The organism is Belliella buryatensis (assembly GCF_900188245.1).
Taxonomy (GTDB): domain Bacteria; phylum Bacteroidota; class Bacteroidia; order Cytophagales; family Cyclobacteriaceae; genus Belliella; species Belliella buryatensis.
The window spans coordinates 101617-113965 of sequence record NZ_FZOK01000007.1 but is presented as its reverse complement, the minus strand read 5'-3'; the positions used below and the strand labels follow the sequence as shown (position 1 = coordinate 113965).

Sequence of the window (12349 nt, the reverse complement as noted above, 5' to 3'; positions counted from 1 at the left end):
AAATCCAAATAAATATTGATTGATTTTTTCTATGATATCTATAAGTGAATTAAATTTTTACACATAACTGAACGGATCTAATAAGTAGCCAACAATTGGCTAAATCTTCAATTTCAAATGTTATCAATAAATGGCCAGCCAAAAAAAAGAGGCGTTGAGAACCCTAATCGTGAAAAAATCTAAATCCACCCTGCCCCCAAAGCAAGAGAGATCAAAATCAACATGATGGCAACAGTCACCTGCAAAAACTTCAAGGTCACTTTTTTCAAAAGCTTATTCCCCAAATAAGCTCCTGCTATTGCAGACAAGGTAGCAATCGCTACAAGCTGAGTATTGTTACCGAGATCCGTTTGGGCAAAGCGTGTCGCGTAAACACTCAATCTGGTAAAATCCACAAAAGTCGACACCACTACAGCAGTTCCGATAAAGGCCTCCTTAGAAAGCCCCGCTTTGATCAGAAAGGCAGAACGCAAAGCTCCTTGATTGCCTGAAAGCCCTCCAAAAAATCCGCTCAATGCCCCTCCGATTGGGAGTTTTTCTTTTCCGAATTTCAGATTTTGGAAATAGGGTATCAGATCCATCATAGCAAAAATGATCAGTAATATGGAGATGATAAACTTCACTGGCTCGACGATAAAGGTCCGTCCAAACATTTCATAACTGAATAGCGGTTCCAGATCGGTTATATTCAATAAGACCCATGAACCCGCAAATGCAGCAATCACCGCAGGGATTCCAAACCGGATCAAAACTTGTTTGTCGGCATTGCTTCCTACCAAAAAAAGTTTGAAGATATTGTTGAAAAAATGTACCACGCCAGTCAAGGCAATGGCCAAGTCATCTGGAAAGAAAACCATAAACACCGGAGTCAATATCGTTCCCAAGCCAAAACCTGAAAAGAAGGTCAGGATGGCTACCAGGAATGCCGTAAGAGAGATGATGATTATTTCCATTTGTTTTGGTCTAACCTTTGACGTTTTTTTTTCTCTAAGATTAATTTTTCACGCAACGAGCGCAAAGAGAATCGCAACGATCGCAATGTGGGTTTTACTTTTAATTTATGTTTTTCTTCGCTGCGATCGTTGTGTTACCCTTGCAGCCGCCGCGAGAAACTATTATTTCCTATGAAACTTATACCCAACACCGACAGACCAAAGCCATTCTTCAGTAGTATCAAAATGATAGAATGGGACAAAGAAAGCCCAGTTTTTGATGTCCAATCTAGGTGCGACTCCTAATTTGGCTCCAGTTTTACCATCCCTTATATAAAGAAGGCAAGGCACCAAAGCCAACCTTGACTTTCTGATTGATATTAAGCATCAAGCTAGGACCGCCTACATTAAAAGAAGTAAAGTTTTTTCCAAATGCTACGCCAGCCATGCCTTCTAGTGCAAAGTCTACCTTCTTTGTAGGTTTTTCTTCCTGCGCATTTACATGGATAACAAACACAATAGTAAATAGAGTTAATAATGACTTTTTCATAAGATTTGATTTTTAAACCGAAAAGAATCATTTTTGATCTCGGTGATTTTATTTTTTTTTCAATTTCCCACCATCAAGAGAAATATTTTATTCCCCCAATTATGATTATCCGCAATTACACCAGTATGTGATTTGATTACAAATTATCTCGCGGATGGTCGTTATTTACGCCACTGCGCAGGAGAGTTATCAGTGCCTCTATTGATCTAAATAACAATATTTTATGGCTACTGATGTAAATGCAGATATGTATAAACCCAATATTAAGACCTCCAATAACCTAATTTAATTTTTCTCCAAAATGCTTTTGGATGACTTTAACAAAACAAAAAGAATCGTTGAATGGAATAAGGTTAACAATTTGAGAAATTTCTTTTGATATCAAAAACTATGATTTCAGAAGTGGCTCATTAGGAGGATAAACTAGAAAATTATTTTTGAAATCATAGTTACGCTTAATCAGAAACTAGATTTACTACGGAATGAATAAATTTTAGAAGATTGAACTACTTTAGATACATGAAATTGATTAGATTGACATAAATCAAAAAATTAAAATATGTCCCTTTTCCCCTCCAAATCTCGTCTTGCTCATATCGTTTTTGAGCATGATGATAAGTCTTCCAAAACCTTTGACGTAGTCTTGTTGATCGCTATTTTATTAAGTGTCATCATTGTAATTCTAGATTCTGTGGCTGAGCTTCGTTATAATTATGGGCACATTTTCTATGCTTTGGAGTGGGCTTTCACAATTGTCTTTACAGTAGAGTATGCCTTGAGGCTTTGGCTATCTAAAAGAAAAATAGGCTATGTATTGAGTTTTTATGGTCTTGTGGATTTGTTAGCAATTGTTCCAACATACTTAAGCTTAGTGGTTTTAAACACCCAATTTCTAGTGGTCATCCGTTCTCTCAGATTACTAAGAGTTATAAGGGTTTTGAAATTAGGGAGATTTCTTAAAGATGCGGAGTTTTTATCAGAGGCACTGAGAGCTAGCCGGGCAAAAATTCAAATTTTCATAGGCTCAATGGTCACAATCGTGTTGATAGCTGGTACTGTGATGTATATCGTAGAAGGGCCGGAAAGTGGTTTTACAAGTATTCCTATGTCTATGTATTGGGCCATAGTTACCTTGACGACAGTTGGCTTTGGAGACATTACGCCTGTAACATCCATTGGAAAATTTATCGCGTCTTTAATTATGCTGATGGGGTATGGAATCATTGCTGTTCCCACTGGAATTGTCACATCAGAAATGACGCAAGCTAATAATCGTAGAAAATTAGCCAAAGCCAGAATGTGTCATAATTGTGACAAATTGACTTTCGAAATTGACGCAGCCTATTGCAAGTATTGTGGGGATAAATTTCCAGAAAAGAAGTAAGTCTAATCTTCTAATTTTAAAATGGTCTGTATATCTTTAATATGACCAAATAACAAAAGAATATCTTCCTCCTCTACAACTGTATCAGCTGTGACTACGCCTGTAACTTTCTTCTTTTTAGATTTTACTCCAAAAATGTTTGGCCTTTCTTCCATTTTGATCAAGGTCAAGATATTGATGTTATAATCTTGGCGAATCTTGGTTTCTGCTATAGACAAGCCAACATACCGTTTTGGCGCTTTTACTTCGATGATATTGTAGTCATCAGATACATCTAGAGAGTCAATTACACCTTTCATTTGCAAGCTTTTGGCCATTCTTTCGGCAGAGTCTTCCTCAGGGTGAAGAATTTCATCTACTCCGATAGCTTGTATGACTGTCTCATGTACTTTATTGATAGACCGACTGATTAGCCTTTTGATCTGCATTTGTTTGAAGATAGCCGTGACCATAATAGAAGCTCCAAAATCCTCCCCAATTGCAATAATTACAGCATCTGCTTCTTTACAAGGTAAATTCTTGACAGCATGAGCATCAGTAGCGTCCATTACTACAGCGTGAGTGATCTTTTCCTTGACTGCATCTACCTTGTCTTCACTACTATCCACACCTAAGACTTCATGCCCATATGCTGTAAGTCGCACCGCTAGATGTCCTCCGAAGTTTCCTAATCCTACTATAATGAATTTCATATGTTTAATTTTTTCAATTTTCAAAACCTTTTCCACAGCCTAGAGTGGCATGCCTGATATATATTGTAACAACGCTCGGGTAGTCCATAATCCCTCGTATAAATCAATAATTATGAATTCCAAAGCTATGTTTTACTTCATTTAACTTTCCTTACGTAATGAAAACACCCTCTTCAGGATATTTATATCGCTGATCTCTAACTTTCTGTATGAATGCCACCAAAACAGTTAAAGTCCCTACTCTTCCCAAAAACATGATAATGGAAACGACTATTTTGCTTCCTGTCGAAAGATCTCCAGTAATTCCAAGACTTAATCCTACTGTCGAAAACGCTGAGAATACCTCAAATGCAACACTGATCAAAGGTAACTCTGGATCAAAAAGCAAAACAAAAAATACCCCTAAACCAATTACCAAAAATGAAAGCAAAATTACCGCAAATGCTTTTCTGATAGTTTCATTACTAATTTGTCTTTTAAATATTTCTACTCGGTTTTTCCCTTTGGCTATACTTACTGTATTGAGTACTGCAACTGCTATCGTACTGGTCTTCAATCCACCACCTGTGGAACCAGGAGAAGCCCCTATCCACATTAGCAACAAATATATCAGGATAGTTGGCATAGCTAAGGCTGACATATCTACTGTATTGAAACCCGCAGTCCTTGGAGTAACTGACCCAAAAAAAGCAGTGACAAACTTTCCATAACCCGAGAGCCCTTTTAACGTGTGATTTGCTTCAAAAAACCAAAAAGTCACAAAACCCAAAACCAAAAGTATTGAAGTCGTATAGACTATCAATCTGATATTAACATTGACCACTCTGGGAGCATGTTTATATTCTTCTTCACCTGTAATCACCCTTTTGGTGCCAATTACCACATGCTTGAAATAATTATAATATCCTAATACAACTGGGAACCCTATACCTCCTAAAATAATTACAAAGGCAATTATCAAATGTACTGTGTACTCCTCTCTAAATCCAGCTTCATATAAGCCATCACCCAAAGTGGAAAACCCAGCATTACAAAATCCTGAAATTGCATGGAATACAGAGAAAAAAAGTTGATCTCCTCTAGTCTCGAAAAGACTACTATCTATTATTGATGATATCATTAATGCTGCAACACCCTCTGTAATCAATGTAAACAAAATGATTTTCAACAAAGTCGAATTGATAGCTCCTATATTTTCTTCATTGATATAATCCTTTAAGAAAAGTTGATTTTGTAAGGAATAGGAACCTTTAAAAAAAAACCCAAAAAATGATGTAAATGTCATCATTCCAAGTCCGCCTATTTGAAATAAAATCATAACGATAAACTGACCTAAAAATGTGAAATCCGATGAAGTGTCTAGTACTATTAATCCTGTCACACAAACAGCAGATGTAGATGTAAAAAACGCATCTATCAAATCAATCCCATTCACTGTAGCATTTGGTAATAGTAATAAACCTGTTCCCGCTAAAATCACTATCAGAAAACTGAGCAGAAAAACCATCGCTGGATGAAGTTTAAGCTGATTCGCTGCCAAACTTAATTTACTAAGTTCAATTAAGAACAAAATCAAAACCAGAAAATTGACAAGAAAAGCCTTGATCTCAAGATTTCCTATTATCAAAGAACTGTCTATTTCTAAGACTTGAAAATTGACAAGAAAGGCCAAAAATAATATTAGAATGATTGTAATTTCTACAAGGTACCTTGACTTGCTGAATTTTTCTGACTTTGAAAATAGTCTAATTGAATAACCTACAGACATAAGGGCCAAAATGGAAAAATATATTTCACCAATAAACCCTGCTTGTATCTCCTCGCTAAATCCTAAATCGTAGATCAAAAAACAAAAAGCCAAAAAACTCAAAGCCTGAATAACTTTACTATTCAAGTCAAATAATTTTCTAATAAACCGAATTCTATCGTCTGGATTGTTAAAAGTATTGAACACTATTGTTTTTTGTTTTCGAAAGGTAAGTAAAAGATATGCAAATCCGCTTTCTTACCAATATTGATACACGGCACTGAAACTTTATCAATTGGAGTCATCGTCGACAGTCTAAAGATTATCTGATGTAAATCAAGCCTTCAATTTAGTCACTGGTATAATTAGGGATAATTGTAATAATTGATTTCTTAACTGAAAGAAACTAAACATTTTTTGAAATTTATCATGATTTAAATTTTAATACTTATCTCGGTAATAGCTCCATCTTAGTCATAAAGGCCCAAAGTCCAATCCCCATAGTCACTGAAATATTGAGAGAGTGCTTGGTTCCCAATTGTGGGATTTCAATTATATGGTCTGAAGCCTCAATCACTTCTTCCTCCACCCCAAACACTTCGTTTCCAAATACCAGGGCATACTTTCTATCGCTAGATGCTACAAACTCATGTAGCTTTATACTTCGATCAACCTGCTCAAAGCTACAAATTTCAAAACCTTTCTCTTTCAGCTCTTCTAAAGCCTCCAAGGTAGTTTGTTTATATTCCCAGTCAACCGATTCCGTTGCTCCAAGTGCGGTTTTTTGTATATCGCGATGCGGTGGAGTGCCGGTGATCCCACAGAGGTAAATTTTCTCGATCAAGAATGCATCTGAAGTTCTAAAAGCTGAACCTACATTATTGAGGCTACGCACATTATCCAAGACGATTACTATTGGACTTTTTTCAACATTCTTGAACTCCTCTACCGAGAGCCTGCTGAGCTCTTCCATGCTTAATTTTTTCATCGGGCTTTGTTTACCTTTCTTTATATTATAATTTCAAGCTTTCAAGCAATTCAAAATTAGCACAAAGATTTAATTAAGAGAGCATATGGCCAAGGCGAAGGCGAAAGAAGTAAAGGAAACTCCATTGATGAAGCAGTACAATGCCATCAAGGCAAAACATCCTGGAGCTTTATTACTTTTCAGGGTTGGGGATTTTTATGAGACATTTGGTGAAGACGCGGTCACTGCCAGCCGGGTATTGGACATTGTTTTGACCAAAAGAGCCAATGGAGCAGCCTCCCATATAGAACTAGCAGGATTTCCACATCACTCTTTGGATAGCTATCTCCCCAAGCTTGTGCGTGCTGGAAATAGGGTGGCTATCTGCGATCAACTTGAAGACCCTAAAGAAGTCAAAGGAATCGTCAAACGAGGTGTGACAGAATTGGTCACACCAGGGCTTTCTTTTAATGATAATGTCCTTGACAAAAGAAGAAACAACTACCTCGCTTCAATTTATTTCGGTAAAGATACATTGGGAATCGCTTTTCTAGATCTTTCTACCGGTGAGTTCATGTGTGCTGAGGGTTCACAATCCTATATAGAAAAACTTCTGCAAAGCTTCAGCCCTTCTGAGGTAATCTACTCCAAAGCAGCAAAAGCAAGAGCAGCAGAAATGCTCAAGGACAATTATTCCACATTTCATTGTGAGGATTGGGTTTTTCAATATGACTATACTTACGAAAAACTCACTAATCACTTTGCTACCAAAAACCTTAAGGGATTTGGAATTGAAAACTTAGATCATGGAATCATATCAGCTGGAGCGATACTCTACTATCTAGAAGAAACCGAACATAAAGACGTCAAACACATCTCTCAAATTTCTCGCATTGCTGAGGAGAAGTATGTTTGGCTTGATAAGTTTACCATCCGCAACCTAGAACTTGTCTATCCACAGCAGGAAGGTGGTATTCCTTTGATAGCAATCTTGGATCATACTGTCACTCCGATGGGATCGAGAATGATGAAAAAATGGATGGTACTTCCTCTCAAAGAAACAGAACCAATCGAAGAAAGACTGAAGATAGTAGAGCACTTTTTCACAGACCAAGAAAAAACAGAAGAGATCTTATCCCACCTCAAGCATATAGGTGATTTGGAAAGGTTGATTTCCAAAGTCGCAGTGGGACGAATCAACCCACGGGAAATGAATCAGCTGAAAAAGGCGCTGAAAAACACCCTTCCCATCAAAGAACAATTGAGAAACTCTTCCAATGATTCTTTGAAAAAAATAGCTGATCAAATCAATTCTTGCGAATTTTTACTGGAAAAAATCGAAAGAGAGCTCCAAGAGGATGCTCCTATGTTAACCCACCAAGGTAATATCATCAAAGATGGTGTAGACCCTGAATTGGATGAATATCGTGGCCTGGCCAATACAGGAAAAGATTACTTAGTCCAACTCCAACAAAGGGAAGTTCAACGCACTGGGATAAGTTCTTTAAAAATAGCCTTCAACAAGGTCTTTGGATACTACCTAGAGGTGACCAATGCACACAAAGATAAGGTGCCAAATGATTGGATCAGAAAACAGACGCTGGTCAATGCAGAAAGATACATCACCCCAGAGCTCAAGGAATACGAAGAAAAAATCCTGAACGCAGAAGAAAGAATGATAGCAATTGAGCAAAAGTATTTTTCAGCTCTCGTACAAGACGCTTCTGAATATGTCACTCAAATCCAGCAAAACGCCAGAGTTTTAGCCACTGTTGACAGTTTGCTTTCATTTGCGACAGTAGCGAGAGTTAATAAATATGCTCGACCAAAAATATCCGATACAGATGCTCTTGAGATCAAAGATGGACGCCATCCTGTAATAGAAAAACAACTTCCTGTAGGTGAAGAATACGTGCCCAACGATATCTACTTGGATAATGAAACACAGCAAATCATCATCATTACTGGACCCAATATGGCAGGAAAATCTGCACTTTTAAGGCAAACTGCCTTGATTGTGCTTATGGCTCAAATGGGAAGCTTTGTTCCTGCATCTTATGCAAGAATTGGAATTATTGATAAAGTTTTTACCCGTGTAGGGGCTTCAGACAACCTTTCTAAAGGAGAGTCGACTTTTATGGTAGAAATGACTGAAACAGCGAGTATTTTGAATAACCTTTCCAATAGGAGCCTAGTCTTGATGGACGAAATCGGTCGAGGAACCTCCACTTATGATGGAATCTCAATAGCTTGGTCTATCGTAGAATTTCTACATAATCACCCCAAAAGCAAGGCAAAAACACTCTTTGCTACCCATTACCACGAGCTCAACCAACTAGCAGAAGAATTTCCAAAGATCAAAAACTTCAATGTCTCTGTTAAAGAAGTCGGAAATAAGGTAATCTTTATGCGCAAACTCAAAGAAGGAGGTAGTGAGCATAGTTTTGGTATTCATGTAGCTCAAATGGCAGGAATGCCAAACCCTGTAGTATTACGCGCTTCAGAAATTATGTTGCATTTGGAGAAAGAAAAATCTTTAAATGAACAGAAGGAAAAGATGAAAGAAATGCCTAAAAACAATTATCAATTGAGCTTATTTGAAATCGACCCTAAATTCAAAGAAGCCCAAGAAATGTTAGACTCTATTGATATTAATACAATTTCTCCAGTAGAGGCTTTGATCAAACTCAATGAAATCAAGAAAAAACTTGAGAATTAATTGTATTTAGTCCATTTTGGTCATAGTTTGGAGGGTAAATTTATAAGGAGTATCAATCATATGGACAGTTTTTTACGTGATCGCTTAAGGAAGCAAGGTAAATTTTCCGACTTTTTTATTGAATGGAAGGAAAGGGAGTTTACCGAAACGGACATAGATGAAGATAAGCTTCTCAAAGATTTGGAGGTACTCAGCCAAAATATGGGCATGAAAGAAGGCATTATCATCGGATGCATTGATTACAGAGATCTCAGTTTGGCATTTTTTACCGATAATGTGGAAGAAATCATGGGGTATCCAAGCTCCTTTTTTAGAAAAAAAGGCATGGAGGCAGTACTCACCATGTTGCACCCTGAGGATGTTCCAGAATTAGCCAAATTCCAAAAAATAGTTTTCGATCTTCTTCAGGAATTGAGTAGGGAAGAAATGGATACTTTCGAATTTACCTACATGGTCAGATGGATTCATCGAGATACGAAAGAAATCAAGTGGTTTGCATGTAAAGTGAGGCCATATTTAATTGATAGAAACAAAAATGTGGTGTTTGATCTTCATGTTCTATTGCTTTTAACTACTCCTCCACAAGTTAGCAATTTTGACTGGAGCTATTCATACACGTCCAAAGAGGGCAATAAAATCCATGCAAGTAAGCGTGAGCCAAAAACAATCAATTTTAAATTAACCAGGAAAGAAAGCTTAATATCAGACATGATCTTAGAAGGCAAAAGCTCAATAGAAATTGCAACAGAGCTGAATATTTCGAAAAACACAGTCAATACCCACAGGAAAAACATCCTCAAAAAATTAAATGCCAAAACTACTGCTGAAATGGTAAAAATATTGCTCAACACGAGAATGAATTAATCAGCTGAAAATCAATCTTACAGCTAATAGATATAAAAATATTTGATTTTTTTTGATTAGGCCTTTTGCAAATTTAGAAAACTGCTATACCTTTGCACACACAAAAGACGGAGATACAAGGTCGAAGTCGAAAATAACAAAAGCGAAAGTAGCTCAGCTGGTAGAGCACGACCTTGCCAAGGTCGGGGTCGCGAGTTCGAATCTCGTCTTTCGCTCAAGAAGCCCTTGAAGAAGGGCTTTGTTGTTTACAAGTAACTCCGACGTAAGTCGCAGTGAAGCCGGGATGGTGGAATTGGTAGACACGCAAGACTTAAAATCTTGTGGCTTCACGGCCGTGCGGGTTCGATTCCCGCTCCTGGTACATAAACCTCGTAGAAATACGAGGTTTTTTGTTTTTTAATAGATTTCTAATATCAGAAAGACACATCTTTGGTATCTTTATTTGATGAAAAACTCCAAAATCCTAGTCATAGAAGATGATGCCCGACTCGCTTCTCTTTTGCAAAGAGGCTTAGAAGAATCTGGCATGGATGTTTTACTGGCCTATGATGGTGAGTTAGGTTTAAAATTGTTTGAAAACTCCATGCCTGACTTGGTAATTACCGACCTCATTTTACCAAAAATCAATGGGCTAGAAGTCTCCAAACAGCTTCGGACAAAAAATCCACAAATACCCATCATCATGCTCACGGCCTTAGGTACGACGGATGACAAAGTGGAAGGATTTGATGCTGGCGCTGACGACTATTTAGTCAAGCCTTTTGATTTTAGAGAGCTTTTAGCTAGAATAAAAACCCTTTTGAAAAGAACTCAAGGACTGAATAGTCTTTCTCATCATGATGAAATAACCTATACAGACCTCAAAGTTGACCTTCTACAGAAAAAAGTCTTCAGGTCAGGTCAAGAAATCATGGTCACCCCCAAAGAATTTAATCTTTTGAAATACTTGATTCAAAATCCAGAGCGGGTTTTGTCTAGAGAAGAGATCGCTAAAGAGGTATGGGGTGTCAATTTTGATACTGGCACCAATTTCATCGATGTGTACATCAACTATATTAGAAAAAAAGTAGATAAGCCATTTGAGATAAAATTGATTCATACCCGTCCAGGCATGGGGTTTATCCTCCAAAAATCATGAATATTCAGCAACGAATCACCTTTCTTTTTACAGGCGTCAGTGCAGGGATTTTAGCGCTTTTTATGGTGGTGGTGTACATTTCTGCTGCGCAGAATAGAGCAAGTGAGTTTTACAATATCCTAGAAAAGGAAGCGATCACAAAAGTCAATCTTTTGCTTGAAACACAGCTCGATGCAGAAACCCTGCAAACAATCTACAAAAACAATAGAGAAATCCTCTACGAGGTAGAAACTGCCATCTATGATGACAGCTACAACCTAATCTATCATGATGCTGTAGACATTGATTTTGTCAAAGAAACCCCAAAAATGCTCCAACAGATACTGCAAGCAAAACAAATTCAATTTGTGCAAGAGGAATGGCAAGTAATCGGGTTAGTGTATCCTTATCATGGTAAAAATTACATTATTACTGCTGCGGCTTTTGATGGGTATGGCTTTAGTAAACTGAATAATCTTAGTTCGACCATGCTTATTGCATTTTTTGCAGGTTTACTACTGATCTTTTTGACAGGGAAATACTTTTCCAGAAAATCGCTCATGCCACTTTCTAAAATGGCTGATGACGCTAGAAAAATCTCTGCGAGTAACTTGGATTTGAGACTCAAAGAAGGTGAAGATGAAATCGGTCAACTTGCCAAAACCTTCAATGCTATGCTGATGAGACTAGAGAAATCATTTGATTCACAAAAACAATTTGTATCCTATCTCGCTCACGAATTCCGCACCCCCTTAGCAGTAATCATAGGAGAAATTGAATTGAGTCTATCTAAAAATAGAACTGCCAAGGAATACCAAAGCACCCTTGAGGCAATCCTCAAAGATTCTAAGAAAATCGCTCAGCTTTCAGAGGCTTTCCTTGACTTAGCAAAAGCCAGTTATGATAAGGCAGAGATTAAATTCCACCCAATCCGAGTAGATGAATGCCTAATTGAGGCAAGCTTGAAACTTCAAAAAAATCACCCAAATTTTAAAATTGAACTTGATCTCCCAGAAGATTTAGAAGAAGATGCTATAACAGTACTCGGAAATGAATACTTACTCAGTACAGCATTTAGAAACCTCATTGAAAATGCCTGCAAATATTCCCAAAATAAGGCTTGCAAGGTAGAAATTGGTTCAAATGGAAAAAAGCCTTTCATCCTATTCACAGATCAAGGAATAGGTATATCAAACTCAGAAATCAGTGAAATATTCAAGCCGTTTTTTAGGGGAAAAAATAAAAATTATTCAGAAGGGTCAGGAATTGGCTTATACTTAGTCGAAAAAATCATCAGCCTTCATGGAGGAAAAATCAGCGTAGACTCCCAACTTGACAAGGGCAGTATTTTCATTGTCAATTTATAAATTCTAATCA

General features: G+C 37.3%; 10 protein-coding genes and 2 tRNA genes. 7 read left to right on the top strand and 5 right to left on the bottom strand.

All coding sequences use genetic code 11. The annotated features are described in order from the left end of the window. Positions 1 to 179: 179 nt before the first annotated feature. Together CHB66_RS08760 and CHB66_RS17140 are read right to left on the bottom strand one after the other, a co-directional pair. Entirely contained in the window at positions 180 to 953 is a 774-nt protein-coding gene (locus CHB66_RS08760) for a sulfite exporter TauE/SafE family protein (protein ID WP_089240046.1), read from the bottom strand. Positions 954 to 1251: 298 nt separating this feature from the next. Continuing rightward, a complete protein-coding gene (locus CHB66_RS17140; protein ID WP_212668450.1) occupies positions 1252 to 1482 on the bottom strand; it encodes a hypothetical protein in 231 nt (76 codons plus the stop codon). Positions 1483 to 2041: 559 nt separating this feature from the next. Between CHB66_RS17140 and CHB66_RS08750 the strand changes: the two genes are divergently transcribed. Continuing rightward, positions 2042 to 2866: an ion transporter gene (locus CHB66_RS08750; RefSeq protein ID WP_089240044.1), complete on the top strand. Its 825-nt coding sequence runs from the start codon at positions 2042 to 2044 to the stop codon at positions 2864 to 2866. 2 nt (positions 2867 to 2868) lie between these two features. Here the strand turns inward: CHB66_RS08750 and CHB66_RS08745 are convergent, their stop codons facing one another. The 3 genes from CHB66_RS08745 to CHB66_RS08735 form a co-directional block, all read right to left on the bottom strand. Next, on the bottom strand, positions 2869 to 3558 hold the full coding sequence (locus tag CHB66_RS08745) for a potassium channel family protein (protein ID WP_089240042.1): 690 nt from the start codon (positions 3556 to 3558) through the stop codon (positions 2869 to 2871). A 151-nt stretch (positions 3559 to 3709) separates the two neighbouring features. Then, the gene (locus tag CHB66_RS08740) at positions 3710 to 5452 is read right to left on the bottom strand and encodes a TrkH family potassium uptake protein (protein WP_394335280.1); all 1743 of its coding nucleotides are present in this window, start codon (positions 5450 to 5452) and stop codon (positions 3710 to 3712) included. A 301-nt stretch (positions 5453 to 5753) separates the two neighbouring features. Continuing rightward, positions 5754 to 6293 (bottom strand): RNA methyltransferase, encoded by a 540-nt coding sequence (locus tag CHB66_RS08735; RefSeq protein WP_089240038.1) that lies wholly within the window; start codon positions 6291 to 6293, stop codon positions 5754 to 5756. Between the two features lie 85 nt (positions 6294 to 6378). On the opposite strand from CHB66_RS08735, the gene mutS reads away from it, so the two are divergent. The 6 genes from mutS to CHB66_RS08705 all read left to right on the top strand — a co-directional run bounded on the left by mutS (position 6379) and on the right by CHB66_RS08705 (position 12339). Further along, the gene (mutS, locus tag CHB66_RS08730) at positions 6379 to 8991 is read left to right on the top strand and encodes a DNA mismatch repair protein MutS (protein WP_089240036.1); all 2613 of its coding nucleotides are present in this window, start codon (positions 6379 to 6381) and stop codon (positions 8989 to 8991) included. Between the two features lie 60 nt (positions 8992 to 9051). Further along, a complete protein-coding gene (locus CHB66_RS08725; RefSeq protein WP_089240034.1) occupies positions 9052 to 9855 on the top strand; it encodes a LuxR C-terminal-related transcriptional regulator in 804 nt (267 codons plus the stop codon). A 142-nt stretch (positions 9856 to 9997) separates the two neighbouring features. Further along, a tRNA-Gly gene (locus CHB66_RS08720) sits at positions 9998 to 10070 on the top strand. A gap of 62 nt (positions 10071 to 10132) precedes the next feature. Next, positions 10133 to 10216 (top strand) — tRNA-Leu (locus tag CHB66_RS08715). Between the two features lie 84 nt (positions 10217 to 10300). Then, positions 10301 to 10993: a response regulator transcription factor gene (locus CHB66_RS08710; RefSeq protein WP_089240032.1), complete on the top strand. Its 693-nt coding sequence runs from the start codon at positions 10301 to 10303 to the stop codon at positions 10991 to 10993. Beyond that, positions 10990 to 12339, top strand: a complete 1350-nt coding sequence (locus CHB66_RS08705; RefSeq protein ID WP_089240030.1) for a sensor histidine kinase — start codon at positions 10990 to 10992, stop codon at positions 12337 to 12339. Before CHB66_RS08710 ends, CHB66_RS08705 begins: the two co-directional genes overlap by 4 nt. The last annotated feature ends 10 nt before the right edge of the window (positions 12340 to 12349 follow it).